Genomic DNA, 14,434 nt, shown 5'->3' with positions numbered 1-14,434 from the left:
TCCTAAAACTCCTCAATATAACCCTCATAGGCATTTGCCATGGCAATCAAACGCCCCGTAACTCCCATGGTAAAAGCAATATTGCTGCTTCGAATTGCAAGCAGTCTATCGTTGATAGAAAGCCCCAACCCATGAAGAAGTTCAGAAGATACATGCAGAATTCCATCTTTGGATATCGTTACCCAGCAATACTGTCTGCCTTTAAACCTCACCAGCTCCCCCTCGGGCAGCAGATACTTACACAAGGCAGGAGTGTCGTCAAGAATATTCCGGATCTGTGAAGTAAGGAGGAGACTTTTCTTGGTAACACAAAAACCACCTGTCGAATTGCTTCCAGAAAAGAGATACACTTTACCTTCCGAGGTGATTGCATATTCATCAACTGCCATAGACGGCAGCTGTATTGAAAGACTTTCTGTGATCCTGGACCACCCAAAAATAAATTTACCACCTTTTGCTAATTGCGGCATAGATTGAGATTACTCGACCCTCCATTGGTGAACCAATCGCTTACTCTTACCCGACAGTTTCCTTTTGCTTCCCTGAAATGATAGCTTGTTTCCCACCCTTGTAAGCCAGACAGCCTAGCGCAACAGCAATGAGATCCACTGCAGTCCTTAGTATTAAATCCGGCATATCTGCATCGAATACCAGTGGTATAAAGAAATTGAACAGTACCAAATTGGTACCGAATAGTATCAACCCTACCTTGATAGCATTGTTCACCCTTCCCCTATTCGGAAGCGTGACCATAAACCACGTGAGAACACAAGCGATGACAAGGCCTGTGAGAACACTCCAAGCGATGGTTTGGCCCGGTTTTTCTGTAAAGGAAGAATAAATCTGAAAAAAGTAGTACTGGATAAGACGGCCGATCACAAAAAAGACAGCAAGTACACCACCTGAAATACTGAGACTTTTGCTCATTGTGGTGGTATTCGTCTTCTTTACATCTCTGCCCAACAAAGCTCCAGCGAGCAAGCCTAAGACAAGCAGGGCAAACCCATCGGCAATCGGATAGGTTATTCGATCGATAGCATCTGCATGCGGCAGCGGCTCAAGCAAATACACTATCCAAATGAGAGTGAATGCCGTCCCAAATTTCAGTCCTTGAGTCAACTTCTTCCCCGGTATATAGGGGGCTAGAAGCAGGAACAATGCAGCTATCAAAGAGAATGCAAAGGTTCCATAGAGGGTAAATACCAATGGCAGAGTTCCGTTGGTCACAAAGATGCTCGGCTGCAAAACCGTTTGGATTCCAGAAGGAATGAGAAGTTGCCCAACGACTCTGACAATTGTGGTTAGGAATCCAATCAGAAGAACGGTAAAAAACTCTTTGCTTGTGGTACTAATGGCGGGACCCCCAGAATAAGGTGAGGAGATACAAATCCACAAAAAGTATAGCGAGAAACGTACCTCTTACCTAGAGGTTCCTCATACATTCAGGTATTGCTGTCAATACAGGATCACACAACACTAGGGAATCCATACTGCATGCACACAATGAAGTATCACGTTCGGCTTCTTACAAAAATTCCGATATGATATGCTTGATACCATACCTATATCGGAATTTTTTAAAAGAATTAATTGTAGTACCTTACTTTTCATCAAATTGAATCAGAGAGCCCAATAGTGAGTTCTGGAATCCTGTATACGTCTCATCAAATCGTAGTTCCTGTATTTTTTGCATCTCCATCTGGCCGGTATGCTGAACAAGTTCAGGATAGATGGGAATTACAGAATCCTTTTTTACAAACACCGGCAATAAAGCCAGTGAATTCGAAACATGCTTCAGCCATACTCCTCCGGAAAGCACTTCCCCAGTCCAGAAATCGACCCACTGCCCACTAGGAAGATAGACATCGCGAAGCCCAAAGCTGTTCATTACTGGAGCGACCAAAAAGGCATCTCCGCAATAGAACTGGTCATCGATGGACCAGCACACAGGATCGTCCTGATGATGGAAAATCAAGGCACGTACCACAGGGTATCCGCTTTGAGTCGCCTTTCTTCCCTCTGCTGCGAGATAGGGAATCAGCGCATACCGAAGATTCAGCCACGCTCGTGCAAGGTCTGCAACCTCAGCATATTCGTACGGTTCCCTTGCCGTGGTCCCGTGATACCTCAGGTGGGAAGTGAACACACCCATTTGGGTCCATCGGATATACAAATCATTGCTCGGCCGGCTGTTCATGAAACTGGGAATGCCCTGGAAACCGGGCACATCATGACTCCAGAACGCAAAGCCCGAGAGTCCCAGATGCAACCCACCCCTCAGCGAACCCGCCATACCATCCCAGGAACAGGCACAGTCACCGCTCCAATGCAAAGGATACCGCTGACATCCAATCCAACCCGCCCTCGCCCAAATCATAGCCTCACCTGGTCCCTGAATCTGCTCACTAATTTCATAAGCAGCTTTCTGATACAGCAAGCAATACAGGTTGTGCAACGTTCGGTACGGCATGCCGTAGTATGCAGCATGTTCCTCGATCACCTCGCCAAAGTCGGTCTTTATTACCGAAACACCGAGCTTCAACAGTTGTGCAAGCAGGTTTTGGTACCAACGGACGGCATCAGGATTGGTAAAGTCGATGTTCCCGTCAAATTCAACTTCACTAAAATTCGAACCCAGAGCAACTTGCTCACTTCTTGGTGCAACATATCGATTCTTCTGAGCAGTAGCATAGTGTTTGGTATCCTTTGCAATGCAAGGAAGCTGCCACAGACTAATCTTGATACCCTGCTCCTCCATCTCTTTCAGGTAGGCTTCAGGGTATGGAAATCGAGTACTGCTGAATTCCCACTCACATTTCCAATCCTTCTCAAACCAGCCGGTGTCGATGTGGATTACATCACAGGGAAAGCCTCCCTCACGCATCTTCCTAACCACAAGCCGGGTTTCATCTGCTGAAAAATAGCTCATCCGGCTCATCCAGGTCCCATAGGACCAGAACGGAACATCTCGGGGGAATCCCGTTATGCTTCGATAGTTGTACACAATCCGCTCAAGCGTTTTCCCTCCGATGAAGAACAAATCCAAGTCATCATCCTCAACCACCGCTTGGGCTGCACGGGTCGATACATCAGATAGGGAAAGACGAACATGAGCCGAGGTCATGATCAACAGACCATACCCTTCGCTGGAGAGATAGAACGGCACATTCTTGTATGCCCGTCGGCTATTCACCCCAAGCCCGTCGGTATTTTCCAATACATAGGTTTTGCCGGCCAGGTTCATTGCAGAAAACCGCTCTCCGGTTCCGACGAACTTCTCATTCGATTTGGCGTGCAGGGAATATACCCATCGGTTGACAGCACCATCCCGCTCAACGAACCCCAGACTGAATGATTCTGACTGTGTAGGGAAGAAATCGTCGTAGGCCATGAAAGGAACTGAGGTTTCACCATCAGGATACACCACGGCATCGAAGGTCTGAGGAGGTTCCGGCTGCAACGTGCTCCAGATTTCCCTGCTTTCATCCTTGGTATTGATGCGCATCCGGATCTTGCCCCGTGAATCGAGAAACTCCCATCCCTCATTCGTCTGAGTCGAATGAAGCGCCTCTTGCTTCAGTGTTGGATCCCATTCAAACATAGGATTATCCGCATCAGAGGCAACACTGACGCCACCATGCAGCGTCAGGCGCACAATGGATGGTCCATACGTGCGTACAAGCATTTCAGATTTCTTTAATTCTTCCGGTTTGGCAGGATGAAGAAACAGGTTCTTCATCTCCTGTTTGATAAACGGAATATCGATCACACAAGATAGCGCTTGTTCATGCACCGATACAGGCCGTCCTGCACGGTAAATCGATTCTCTTTGTGCATCAGGGGCATCCTGATCCAACATATCAAATATAAAACGATTTCTTTGTTTCATAGAGTTTCTTTGCCTTTACTGAGAATGGAGGGAACTACTCATCCCTTGACCGCACCACTGTAGGAACCCATGGTGATTTGCCGTTGGAAAAACACAAACAAAAGCAGGGGGACCAGAGAAGCAGACACTATGGAAGCACACAATACCGTATCGTCAAGCCCGTATTGACCCTGCAGCATACCAAGCCCCTGCGTAATGGTCCTAAGGTGCTCGGTCTGCAGCAACAAGAGAGAGAATGGGAGCTCATTCCACATGGATTGGGTGCCTATGATCACGATAATGATAATCATCGGTTTTGCGATGGGGACCATGATGTAATACAACATCCGGTAGATCCCGGTCCCGTCGAGCCTTGCCGACTCGACAATTTCCATAGGGACAGTCGCATAATAGGTTGTCATGATATAGGTGCCGAAGGGGCCAAAGTATGCAACCCATACGAGTATCAACCCTAGATAATTATTGATCAGATGCAATTTCCGGCAGACCTGGAAAATCTGGATCGAAAGCAACATCTGGGGAAAAATCATGAGAAACAAAACAGCAAGGAACAAGGGAAAGCGGAGGCGGAAACGCAAGCGGCCGAATGCAAAGCCGGCAGTGATGCACACAAAGAGATACAACACCAAGGCGGAGGGAATCAAAAGGCAGCTATTGAGAAAATACTTAAGCATGTTTCCCTTTACCCAAACATGAAAGTAGTTGCCCAATGTAACGTCTTGGGGCATGAGCAACTTGTTGTTCACATACTCCAAAGGAGCTTTCAGGCTGGTAATAAGCACGAAAAACAGGGGGTAGAGAGCCATTAAGGCAAACACCACCAAGACACCATACATGATTCCTTTCACGGTTCTCTCATAGCTATTGGACATCTGAATTCTTCCTCATGAGGGCAACCTGAAAGCATGCAATCACTGCGCAAACCACGAACAGAACGCTTGCCCAGGTACTTGCATAGCCCATGTTGAAAGCAACAAAACCTTCATTATAAATACCATATTCCAAGGTGAAGGTGGCAAAGCCCGGACCTCCCCGTGAGAACGTGTAAATGAAGGGGAAAGCCCTTGCCAGGATTTCTATGAACGATAAGACTATCCAGAACTCAATCGAAAAGCGGATGGAGGGAATGGTGACATTCCAAAACGTACGCCACCAGAGAGCACCATCGATTTTTGCCGCATCGTACAACGACTCATCGATACTGCTCATCGCAGCGAGAAAGAAGATACAGCCGAAACCCAACCGCAACCAGACACCGTACACCAAGCCGAGCGTGTTGAGAGCCAGCTTGGGCTTGCTCAGCCAATCGAGGGCAAATGAGTCAAGACCCAGCTGTATCAGAACATTGTTCAGCGGCCCCAGCTTACGGAACATAATGCTGGAGATCATTCCCATAATTACGTAACCAAGAATGTTTGGGAGATAGATAATCGCCCTAAAAAGAGACCACCCCTTGAGCCCTTCCCGAAGGAGTGCGGAAATGAGAAGGGGAAGGATGACCCCCAAGGGAATATAGAGCAGCAAGACCAAGGTATTCTTGATGGAAATCCAGAACGTCTCATCCTTGAACATGGTTCGATAATTCGACAAACCGATGAATGTCGCCTTACCCATGCCTTTCCACTTGAAAAAGCTCAGATACACATTGGCAACCACTGGATAGAGTATGAATACAAGTAAGAGCAGAAGCAACGGTGCAATAAGCAGATAGGGTTCCATAGCTTCGCTCTTCACAATGGATGAATGGTTTTTCAAGTGTAGCCCCCATGCAAAAGTATGGGTTGTCCGATTGCCTTTTGCAATTGCAGACAACCCAATGTACGCCTAGTTATTTTGCATTCCGAACGTTGTCCAGCATGCCTTGTGCAGATGCGATGAACTTGTCGATGCTGATCTCGTTGGAGACGAATGCTTGTGCGCAATATCGGTCGAAATTGCCGTTGGCATCTTCGTTCAGCAAGAGAGTGTTGAAATCCAAAACAAACGGTTTCTCAAGAATTTTTGCAACGAGTGGATAACCCAAGCTCTTGATATCGACATTCTTATTCGGAGAGAGAGCACCGGTCATGCCCATCCATATGGCATTCCCCTCACCTCGTGCATAGCCCTCAACAACCTTCATGGCAGCTTCAGGATTCTTTGACCACTTCATGACACTGTAGCCGATACCGGCAGGCTGACCGACCTGTTGGTCCTTGTACGGTGCCTGGGGGAAATTGATGGTCGGGAAATACCCGACACCGTCGGTGCCCAGTGCATCACCGAATACTTTCCAATGGCAGACATCCGAGAGCAGTCCAACAAACATTGCACCTTTTCCTGCAGCAAAATTGTTGGCTGCATCCATGAAATAGGGCGTTGAAGTACCGGCAGGGTCGATGTAACCCTTTTTGAACATTTCCTGTACTATCTCGGCGGCTCGCTTGAAGGCGGCATTTCCCGCAAAGTTTTGCTTTCCAGTCCCCAGGTCTTTCACATCAGAGCCATAGATGTTTGCAACGAAGCACCTGAAAAGGAAATCGATGGTATAGGGGCTGCCCTGCAGTCCAGCAACCATGGGAACAATACCGGCTTTCTTGAGCTTCTCGCAGGCTGCCATGAAAGCGTCGAGGTCGGACGGAGCCTTTTCAGGATCGAGGCCGGCCTGCTTGAACAGGGCCTTGTTGTAATAGATACCGAAGCCTTGGGTAGTCAGGGGAGCCATATGAACCGGCTTTGAGCCGTCTCCACCCTCGGAGCAATAAGCCCAGCTGAATTCGGAAATCTCAGGTCTCCATGACTTGATATACGTATCCATGGCGATTGTATAATCATCAAACTCATACGCTTGGACACCACCGTGGAACATGACGATATCCGGTCCCTCTCCAGCCTGGACGGCCGCACGGACCAGCTGATAATAGTTGTCGTTCGGCTGTCCGACATGCTTGATGGTAAGCCCGGGATTTTTCTGCATGATCAAATCGTCGATTTTCTTCATTGCAGGTTGGACACCTTGGACATCACCATATTTGAAATCCCAAATAGTGATCACGGCAGAACCGTCGGCCTTAGCTGAAGCTTCTTCCTTGGTCCCGGCTGACCAGAGCATCATGGACGGTATCAACAAGAGAAGCAGACATACGACCTTACTACGAATTTTCATACGTTCCTCCTATTACAAATCAACTCTACAGTTGAATGCTTTCTACATCCCAAAAGGCTTCCAAGGTTCATTCATCGCCGCTGCTAGAAAATTTGTGCCCAGACATACAGCTAAACGCTAAACATATAATTAACTTATTTTTAATTTAATCGCTTAAACTACTATACTGATACTTTTTCTTTTCTGTCAAGAAAAACTTTCATACTTTCTTGAGTAGGGAGCTGTTGCATAGTCTGCACCCATCGCAAATTCCTAGGTAATGAAGTGAAGCATAATCAGAAAATCAACTGCTCTCCCGCTCGACAAGGCGAGTTTGGATAATCTCATGGGAAGGCTGAATCCGCCTTTTTTCAATTACATCAACCAGGAGTTCTGCAGCCTTCGATCCTATCTCATAGGCTCCCATATCAAGACTGGTTATGGCAGGAGCATGAATTCTGGTGATCATCGTATTGCCTGCACTCACAACCGCAACCCTGGAAGGAACATGGAGGTTGCTCTCCTTCAAGGCTCGCAAAACACCCACCGCTATGGTATCGTTGAAGGTGACAACGGCAGTGAAATCAGGAATTCTCTGTATAGTCTGCATGAAAACACGATAGCCTTGCTCCTCGAGCATGGGAACATTGATGATCCAATCCTTGGAGAAACTCAACCCGTTATCCCGATACGCCATACTGTACCCAATCTGACGCTTTTCACTCTGGGTATACTCCACATTACCGTTTACAAGAATAATTTTCCTATGCCCTTTCTTTATCAGATAATTGACTATAGCATAATAACCTGCCGTTACATCAGCATCAACATAAAAAGAATCACTACGCTCATCAGGAGTTCCGATGACCACATACGGAATATTTCTTTGCTTGAGGTGGTTGATATACACATCATTGATTCTTGGATTCATAATCAGCGCACCATCAATAGGCTGGGTCAGGTTCAGATCGGGGTGGTTCTTGTTGTTTTCATGTAAGTAGTCTGCATACAAATGGATCTGGTATTTCTTGACATGCAACACATCAAGCACTCCTGCAAGGATGTTGTTGAAAAAGTAGTCCTCTCGAATATTTTGGGTAGGAGACGCATACAACCCCACCGTCCAAGTCTTATTACTCGCAAGGTTGCGTGCCGTAATGCTGGGCCTGTAGTCCAATTCCTCAACAGCTTTCAGAATCCTTTCTGTCACTTCCTGACTGATCTTCCTTTTACCCGAAAGAGCATATGAGACAGTTGCTGCAGAAACACCAACCTTTTGTGCAACAGTTTCAATGGTTACTTTTTTCATACATTCCTTTCAATGTTGTGTTAAACGCTTAAATGAGTTTACGGTGAATAAACCAATTCGTCAACCTGCGGAATCAACAAGTATTGCGGGGAGTTTTTGTTTAAATGTAATTGAACACTTTCTTCATAGCCGTTGAAAAACTTGTGCTATCCCGGTATAAGCCAACAGCCTAAAGGCGATGCTCCACATCACCAGGAAAATGGCAATGTTAAGGATACGCCAAGTTAATGCTTTTTTGAACAAGGGGGCAAGGAGAGCCGAACCATAGGCCAAGGTGAAAAACCAGAGAAAGGACATGGTGAGTGCACCCGCGCCGAAGAGGTACCGTCCACTCCCCTCAAAGGTTGCACTTATGCCACCTAAGAGAACCACCGTATCCAGATATACATGCGGATTCAACAAGGTAATCGCCAATGTGGTAAGAATGACCTGCTTGCGACTGACGGCCTTGACCTCGGCTTGTACCAACCCTTGTGCTGTCTGGAAAGCAGAGAAGAGACTCTTCAAGCCATAGACGAAAAGAAACAAGGCTCCCATACCGGCGGCAAAGCCCAGCAGTCTCGGAGATTGTTCAATAAACGTTCCCATGCCTGCAACACCGCAGCCTATGAGCAAGGCATCACAGAGCGAGCAGATTAGAGCAACGAGAAAACGATGTTGCTTGCGAATTCCTTGGGTAAGTACAAAGGCATTCTGTGCTCCAATTGCAATGATCAGGCCGGCACCGGTTGCCATGCCGGTAAAGAAAGGTAGTTCCATGCCCCACAGCGTAGAGAAAACCTTGATGTTTTGCAAAGCATGCAGGGAGCAAAAGAAGAAAAAACAGAGGGATTTGCAGAAATTCTGGAAGTACTCGTATGTATCATGGGATGCATTTGTGACAGGAGGGGACTATACTTCGCTTTGGAGGGTAGTCTATGCCACAATTGCAGGATTTGGTTCTTGGTCTCCAACACATCGGTATCCCGACGGATGACATACAAGCAACCATTGAGTTCTATCAGAGCCTTGGATTCTCGGTCATGCATACCAATGAGCATAATCACCACAAGGTTGCATTTCTCTCATTGGGGAATGTAGTCATTGAAACGTATGAGAATGACCAGGTGGCGGCAAAATGTGGAGCCATCGACCATATAGCGCTGAACGTAAGCGATATCAAAGCAACCCACACCGTGGTCCGAGCCCTTGGGTACCAGGAACTTGAGGACGGCATCCAAACACTGCCTTTCTTCAGCAATGGAGTAAGCTACTTTACCATTAAGGGGCCGAATGCAGAAAAGGTAGAGTTCTCCCAGTACCTGTAAGGGGCTTCAGCTGTTTTTCCAACCAAAACGTAAAACGACTAAGCTGTTCAGGGGTATGCAAATAATGGGGACACGCTTGTACAACTTCCAAGGAAGCAGAGAAGCGTGAACAGAACGCATCGATGGTTGCCCGCTCACTCACCTCATCCAGCTCTCCATACAGGATTGCAGTAGGATTCGCCCATGTTGTTATGGGATGTTCCTTTACGTACGAGTAATAGTCCCAATACAGCGTCATCCCAATCGGTGTTTCGATTTCCTGTTCAGTGCGTAATCGGTCCTCGGTAATCTGAAATGCCGACATCACGTTGCTGATCAGGTAGTGCATATCCACAACCGGGCTGAGAAACAGTACCTGTTTAAAGACTGCTTCAGAAAAAGCTACCAGACTAAAATAGGCTCCCATGCTGTTTGCAAACAAAGACAGCGTTGTCCAGCGGGATTTTACATACGAGAGAATGATCTTCAATTCCCCAACACACTGATCAACCTTGCAGGGAATCGTTTCATGGCTTCGCTCACCATGCTGGGGAAGGTCGAAACTCAGCACCTGATACCCTCTCTTGCCTGCTTGTTCAGCAAGTAAGCGAATGGGTGTGTCGGCTTTGTTGGATTTATTCCCATGTATTGCCAAAATAAGTACGTCAGAGGTTTTCCCCCAGAGCAACGCAGGGATGCCCTCAATGGTAAGTTTTTGTGTTTCCATATGCAGCGTTATACAGCAAGCATCTACCGTTTTGCAATCGGATGGCGGATGACAGTCTTTTGGCTCTCAGGTGCAACTTTCCGTGGATCGGAAAGATATATCTCATGGTGGAGACGACACTCGGAAAAATCCAAGGCATAGTGTTGGGATGCAAGATATGCATGCATAGCTGCAACCGTCCCGGGTTCTGTGTCGAAAGGTCCGATATGAAGAACCTGTACACACAAACCCTCGTCCAGACACAAAAATTCCACCGAGCTGCAGTCAAGGCCTTTCTTTCTCTTCACTTCAGCAAGAGCCCAAAGGACATCCTGCTGCTGTACGAAAGTAGGAATGCGGAGCAAGGACGTAAAGTGCAGCAAATCCTTTCTCGAGTAATCCATACCACGAATCCCTTCCTGGTACCACAGACCCTCCAAGGGAGGTACGACATAGTCGAAGTATCCATCCATATGATGGTCCCCGTTCTTGCTCATTTTCAGCGTATAGGCTACTGCATAGAGGTTTTCCACACTTCTCTGGTACTCCCCATCCTCTTGATTGGGATCACCCTTTCCCCGTACCGCAAGGTACTGCATCAGTGGGATGCTGATAATTTCCGGTTTCTGTGAAGGCTGATAGAAAGCCTTCTCCTCTTTCTTGAAATCAAAAGCCATAGGGCCTCCTATCGAAATTCATGTTGATTCATAGGGAAAAGTTTACTGTATAAAAGTTGACACGGTATGTCAGCTTTTATACAAGTCGCCGATTCTTCTAGCTTGTTCAAGAAGTGCCTGACGCAACTGAGCTGGTTCGATAACGGTCACCTCCGAACCAAAGGAGAGAACATAGCCAACCACCCAGTTGTCCAAGGGAAGACTTACAGAAACTAAAAGACTGCCTTCTGGTTCTTTGCATACGTACTTGCTGTCAAATTCATCGTACACCCGGTACGCCATTGATCGGGTAAAACGCAGGATTATATCGGTATACGATACAGATTGTTTGCTCTCACTTGCAGGATAGCTTTTCTTCTCAAACTGTCGGCCCAAACTCTTGGCACTGAGGATTCTGGTGAGTTTGAAGAGCCGAAAACCTTCGTTGGTACGACAGTACGCCTTTACATACCACGCCTTTGCTTTATACAGCAATTGCAACGGTTCAATGGTACGCGTATCCTCTTCGCCCTTGCTGTTGCAATAGGCAATTTGGAGGACCCAGCATTTGATGACGGCTTCCTTAATGAGTTCAAACTTCTTGTTGTCCAGTTCAGAAGGACCCCATCCAGAAAAGTCGATTTCCAGCCAGTCCTCCTCCATGGGGCCAAAAAGGGAATTGAGTTTTTGTAGCGTAGCCTCATGTCCAGGTTCACCGGTAACATCCAGACTTCTCAAGGAGGAAAGAATCGTTCTTCTTTCATCGTGGGAAAGCAACACCTTATCCAACGTAAAGCCTTCTACCAAGGCTAGGCCTCCCTGTCTCCCTGCAATGGAATAGACAGGTATACCTGCTTCACTGAGCCGTTCAATGTCGCGATAGATGGTTCGGGTCGAAACCTCAAGTTTCTCCGCCAAATGACCTGCTGTGACCGTTTGGTTTGCAATAAGGTAGTAGAGTATTTGAAACATTCGGGATGTTTGCACGCTTCCTCCAATAATTCTTAAAACTTGACAAGCCTTGTCAACATTATCCGATACACTGGCCCTATGCAAGGTTACCGTTGCAGGAGGAAGAAGCATGGCAACAGATTACCAAAATCTCTTTTTTGATACCGTGGATCAGGAGCACCTGTGCTGTGCCATTGCCGATGTAAAGCACCAAAGGGGTGTACAGCAGAAGAAGCAATGGCTCAAAAAGCGAATTTCAGAGGGACATGTTTTCAGGAAGTTGGATGCAAGGGGGAAGGTATTCATTGAATACGCTCCCCTGGAAACTGCATGGGTTCCCATCCTTGGAGAGAAGTACCTGTACATCTACTGTTTCTGGGTTTCAGGATCGTATGCAGGGCAAGGTCATGGATCTGCATTGCTTGACTATTGCATAAAGGATGCAAGGCAGAGAGGCAAAGCAGGGATCTGCGTCCTCAGTTCCAAAACCAAGAAACCATTTCTCAGCGAAAAGACTTTTCTCCTCAAATATGGCTTTCAGGTCGTGGACCAAGTCGCCGGCGGCTACGAATTACTCGCCCTCTCCTTCGACGGCAGCACCCCGCGCTTCAGTGAAAGTGTGAGGCAGATGCACGTTGAATCCTCGATACTGACCATCTACTACAGTGTGCAATGCCCGTATATAGCAGCCTGTATCGATGAAATACAGCAGTATTGCCAAGAAGCAAGCATCCCTCTTCGCCTGATACAGGTTGAAAACCTACAGCAAGCCAAAGCACTACCCTGTGTATTCAACAACTTTGCTGTCTTTTACAATCATCGATTCCAGACGGTGCAGCTGCTCAATGAGAACAGCTTGAAAAAGTTGCTTCAGAAGTGCACATAAGGCCAATCAGCTCAGAAAGATTCCTCCATGGTAGCAGTAGTAGGTCATTGCCTTCAGCGACAAGAGCTTTTCCATCGACTGGTCCGCAAGCTGCATGTCCAGCGTAAATTGAGGATTTGCCAGAACAGGCAGATTGTCTTCCAAAGCAAAAGCATCGCCGACGATGACAGCACACGCTGATGGTACGAACAACGAGATATGGCCGGGGGTATGGCCTGCAGTCAGAAGTACCTGAGTGCCCCCACACCAAGGAAGGAGTTGTGCTTCGGACAGCAGAACATCCACTTCTACCGGCTCAATTCTTCGGAGCATGGAGCAGAACATCTCACCGAAAGCCTGTTGCTCGATAGGCAGTGTTTCCTGCAACTTCTCGGCTTGCACCAATCGCTGAGGTTTCTCCTTTGCAGAGATGTAGACGGCCTCCATGGATGAAGCATAGACCAACATCCTAGGGTTTGCCCGCTTCAAAGCCGCTGCAGTTCCCATGTGATCGTGGTCGTGGTGCGTAAGGACAAGGCCGGTGAGTTGATCGAAGGTGATTCCATGCCGCTTCAGTTCTGCTTCAAGCAAGCCAAGACATCCTACATAGCCGCAGTCGACGAGGATGAGGTTCTCAGCATCCTGCAGAACAATGGGATGGATAAACGTTTCGCTGAATCCTGATGACATTGGCAGGGTTAGCTGGATGATGTGTTGCATGCATCTGGTCCTTATAAGAAAATTTCTGCCAACTACTATACCACAGCAAAGTCTTTTCTTTACATTTTCATGCTTCCGATTACACTGGCAATGTATACCATGTCTTATAAGGAAGCAGAGAATGGAAAAGGATACTCGAACCTTATTGGTCCTCAAAATTGGACAAGGAGCTTTCAGGGCGAAGGACTTGGCCAATGAAGCCATTGTTTCAGTAAAGAGTCCACAAGCATACGATATTGCTGAATGCGACACTGTTACCTTTGAGGTGACCAAACAGTGGCAATTCAAGAAGACCATCTATCTTTCTGGTCCCTTGCTTGAACACCATTTCGATTTAGGCTCTCTCGATATTGACGGCCATGAATTCATGGAAGTGGAGCTGGTTTCTGCAACCGAATGGTATGCGCCGAATGAATTGAAGGGTTTCATCGCCGAATGCCTCAGAGGGGGCAAGAGAATGTCCTATGCTTTTGAAGACTACACAGGCTATGGCTTCTACCAAAAAGACTGTGATCCCGTCACAGAAGCAAACGAGAGCGATACGATTGATCAGAAATACGATAAACATGCCAAGCTCTGGGAGGACTACCCCCAGTGCATTGATGCCCTCGTTCATATGGGATATGTGAATTTCCAATACTCAAGGTCCTTGAGGAACGCAGAGAACTGCCTCCGCTCAGCAATCCATATTGCCGAGAAGCATTTCATGCCAAATCTTGACGGTATCTTTCTCTGGTCCGAACTGAACAACCGCCCCTACCTGCGTGCCCTTCATGGGTTGTGTCTCGTAGAGTGGAGAAAGGACAACTTCGGTGAAGCTGAGCAAATCGCCCGAAAGATGCTCAGGCTGAATCCTCCGGACAACCAAGGAGCACGATTTCTGATCGAAATGATACAAAAACGTGAACCTTGGAGGGAAGAATAGGAA

Annotated in this window: 15 protein-coding genes; 3 read left to right on the top strand and 12 right to left on the bottom strand. The window is 47.2% G+C overall.

From position 1 onward, the window contains the following. Window positions 1-2: 2 nt before the first annotated feature. The 8 genes from SPIBUDDY_RS03795 to SPIBUDDY_RS03760 form a co-directional block, all read right to left on the bottom strand. Window positions 3-470, bottom strand: a complete 468-nt coding sequence (locus SPIBUDDY_RS03795; protein WP_013606437.1) for a hypothetical protein — start codon at window positions 468-470, stop codon at window positions 3-5. Between the two features lie 46 nt (window positions 471-516). Then, window positions 517-1,227 (bottom strand): hypothetical protein, encoded by a 711-nt coding sequence (locus SPIBUDDY_RS03790; protein ID WP_013606436.1) that lies wholly within the window; start codon window positions 1,225-1,227, stop codon window positions 517-519. A gap of 373 nt (window positions 1,228-1,600) precedes the next feature. Beyond that, the gene (locus tag SPIBUDDY_RS03785) at window positions 1,601-3,889 is read right to left on the bottom strand and encodes a glycoside hydrolase family 31 protein (RefSeq protein WP_013606435.1); all 2,289 of its coding nucleotides are present in this window, start codon (window positions 3,887-3,889) and stop codon (window positions 1,601-1,603) included. 38 nt (window positions 3,890-3,927) lie between these two features. Continuing rightward, window positions 3,928-4,761: a carbohydrate ABC transporter permease gene (locus SPIBUDDY_RS03780; protein WP_013606434.1), complete on the bottom strand. Its 834-nt coding sequence runs from the start codon at window positions 4,759-4,761 to the stop codon at window positions 3,928-3,930. After that, window positions 4,751-5,644, bottom strand: a complete 894-nt coding sequence (locus tag SPIBUDDY_RS03775; protein WP_041380560.1) for a carbohydrate ABC transporter permease — start codon at window positions 5,642-5,644, stop codon at window positions 4,751-4,753. The genes SPIBUDDY_RS03780 and SPIBUDDY_RS03775 overlap by 11 nt, the downstream gene beginning before the upstream one ends. Window positions 5,645-5,717: 73 nt before the next feature. Further along, window positions 5,718-7,034: an ABC transporter substrate-binding protein gene (locus SPIBUDDY_RS03770; protein WP_013606432.1), complete on the bottom strand. Its 1,317-nt coding sequence runs from the start codon at window positions 7,032-7,034 to the stop codon at window positions 5,718-5,720. 283 nt (window positions 7,035-7,317) lie between these two features. Then, the gene (locus SPIBUDDY_RS03765) at window positions 7,318-8,322 is read right to left on the bottom strand and encodes a LacI family DNA-binding transcriptional regulator (protein ID WP_013606431.1); all 1,005 of its coding nucleotides are present in this window, start codon (window positions 8,320-8,322) and stop codon (window positions 7,318-7,320) included. Between the two features lie 123 nt (window positions 8,323-8,445). Next, window positions 8,446-9,081 carry a LysE/ArgO family amino acid transporter gene (locus SPIBUDDY_RS03760; RefSeq protein ID WP_013606430.1) on the bottom strand — a complete coding sequence of 212 codons (636 nt, stop codon included), beginning with the start codon at window positions 9,079-9,081 and terminating at the stop codon, window positions 8,446-8,448. A gap of 158 nt (window positions 9,082-9,239) precedes the next feature. Between SPIBUDDY_RS03760 and SPIBUDDY_RS03755 the strand changes: the two genes are divergently transcribed. Continuing rightward, complete coding sequence (locus tag SPIBUDDY_RS03755) at window positions 9,240-9,629, top strand: VOC family protein (protein ID WP_013606429.1); 390 nt, start codon at window positions 9,240-9,242, stop codon at window positions 9,627-9,629. On the opposite strand, the gene SPIBUDDY_RS03750 is transcribed toward SPIBUDDY_RS03755, so the two are convergent. From SPIBUDDY_RS03750 to SPIBUDDY_RS03740, 3 genes are all read right to left on the bottom strand, one after another. Then, window positions 9,583-10,335: an alpha/beta hydrolase gene (locus SPIBUDDY_RS03750; RefSeq protein WP_013606428.1), complete on the bottom strand. Its 753-nt coding sequence runs from the start codon at window positions 10,333-10,335 to the stop codon at window positions 9,583-9,585. The two genes, SPIBUDDY_RS03755 and SPIBUDDY_RS03750, sit on opposite strands and share 47 nt — an antisense overlap. Window positions 10,336-10,358: 23 nt before the next feature. After that, the gene (locus SPIBUDDY_RS03745) at window positions 10,359-10,991 is read right to left on the bottom strand and encodes a GyrI-like domain-containing protein (RefSeq protein WP_013606427.1); all 633 of its coding nucleotides are present in this window, start codon (window positions 10,989-10,991) and stop codon (window positions 10,359-10,361) included. A gap of 69 nt (window positions 10,992-11,060) precedes the next feature. Continuing rightward, window positions 11,061-12,053 carry a helix-turn-helix transcriptional regulator gene (locus SPIBUDDY_RS03740; RefSeq protein ID WP_049787857.1) on the bottom strand — a complete coding sequence of 331 codons (993 nt, stop codon included), beginning with the start codon at window positions 12,051-12,053 and terminating at the stop codon, window positions 11,061-11,063. Between SPIBUDDY_RS03740 and SPIBUDDY_RS03735 the strand changes: the two genes are divergently transcribed. Continuing rightward, a complete protein-coding gene (locus SPIBUDDY_RS03735) occupies window positions 12,052-12,807 on the top strand; it encodes a GNAT family N-acetyltransferase (protein WP_013606425.1) in 756 nt (251 codons plus the stop codon). The two genes, SPIBUDDY_RS03740 and SPIBUDDY_RS03735, sit on opposite strands and share 2 nt — an antisense overlap. 6 nt (window positions 12,808-12,813) lie before the next feature. Here the strand turns inward: SPIBUDDY_RS03735 and SPIBUDDY_RS03730 are convergent, their stop codons facing one another. Next, window positions 12,814-13,506 carry an MBL fold metallo-hydrolase gene (locus SPIBUDDY_RS03730; protein WP_013606424.1) on the bottom strand — a complete coding sequence of 231 codons (693 nt, stop codon included), beginning with the start codon at window positions 13,504-13,506 and terminating at the stop codon, window positions 12,814-12,816. Window positions 13,507-13,627: 121 nt separating this feature from the next. On the opposite strand from SPIBUDDY_RS03730, the gene SPIBUDDY_RS03725 reads away from it, so the two are divergent. Beyond that, window positions 13,628-14,431 (top strand): hypothetical protein, encoded by an 804-nt coding sequence (locus SPIBUDDY_RS03725; RefSeq protein WP_013606423.1) that lies wholly within the window; start codon window positions 13,628-13,630, stop codon window positions 14,429-14,431. Window positions 14,432-14,434 lie beyond the last annotated feature (3 nt).

Source organism: Sphaerochaeta globosa str. Buddy, assembly GCF_000190435.1.
In the GTDB taxonomy this organism is placed as follows: Bacteria; Spirochaetota; Spirochaetia; order Sphaerochaetales; family Sphaerochaetaceae; genus Sphaerochaeta; species Sphaerochaeta globosa.
The sequence above is the reverse complement of the archived record's forward strand: the minus strand, read 5'-3'. Positions and strand labels throughout refer to the sequence as shown.

Bases quoted from the DNA above. Each gene is read 5' to 3' on its own strand.
- SPIBUDDY_RS03780 (WP_013606434.1), bottom strand. From the start codon at position 4,761: ATGTCCAATAGCTATGAGAGAACCGTGAAAGGAATCATGTATGGTGTC.
- SPIBUDDY_RS03760 (WP_013606430.1), bottom strand. From the start codon at position 9,081: ATGGAACTACCTTTCTTTACCGGCATGGCAACCGGTGCCGGCCTGATC.
- SPIBUDDY_RS03795 (WP_013606437.1), bottom strand. From the start codon at position 470: ATGCCGCAATTAGCAAAAGGTGGTAAATTTATTTTTGGGTGGTCCAGG.
- SPIBUDDY_RS03765 (WP_013606431.1), bottom strand. From the start codon at position 8,322: ATGAAAAAAGTAACCATTGAAACTGTTGCACAAAAGGTTGGTGTTTCT.
- SPIBUDDY_RS03735 (WP_013606425.1), top strand. From the start codon at position 12,052: ATGGCAACAGATTACCAAAATCTCTTTTTTGATACCGTGGATCAGGAG.
- SPIBUDDY_RS03755 (WP_013606429.1), top strand. From the start codon at position 9,240: ATGCCACAATTGCAGGATTTGGTTCTTGGTCTCCAACACATCGGTATC.
- SPIBUDDY_RS03725 (WP_013606423.1), top strand. From the start codon at position 13,628: ATGGAAAAGGATACTCGAACCTTATTGGTCCTCAAAATTGGACAAGGA.
- SPIBUDDY_RS03785 (WP_013606435.1), bottom strand. From the start codon at position 3,889: ATGAAACAAAGAAATCGTTTTATATTTGATATGTTGGATCAGGATGCC.
- SPIBUDDY_RS03770 (WP_013606432.1), bottom strand. From the start codon at position 7,034: ATGAAAATTCGTAGTAAGGTCGTATGTCTGCTTCTCTTGTTGATACCG.
- SPIBUDDY_RS03730 (WP_013606424.1), bottom strand. From the start codon at position 13,506: ATGCAACACATCATCCAGCTAACCCTGCCAATGTCATCAGGATTCAGC.
- SPIBUDDY_RS03745 (WP_013606427.1), bottom strand. From the start codon at position 10,991: ATGGCTTTTGATTTCAAGAAAGAGGAGAAGGCTTTCTATCAGCCTTCA.
- SPIBUDDY_RS03750 (WP_013606428.1), bottom strand. From the start codon at position 10,335: ATGGAAACACAAAAACTTACCATTGAGGGCATCCCTGCGTTGCTCTGG.
- SPIBUDDY_RS03740 (WP_049787857.1), bottom strand. From the start codon at position 12,053: ATGCTTCTTCCTCCTGCAACGGTAACCTTGCATAGGGCCAGTGTATCG.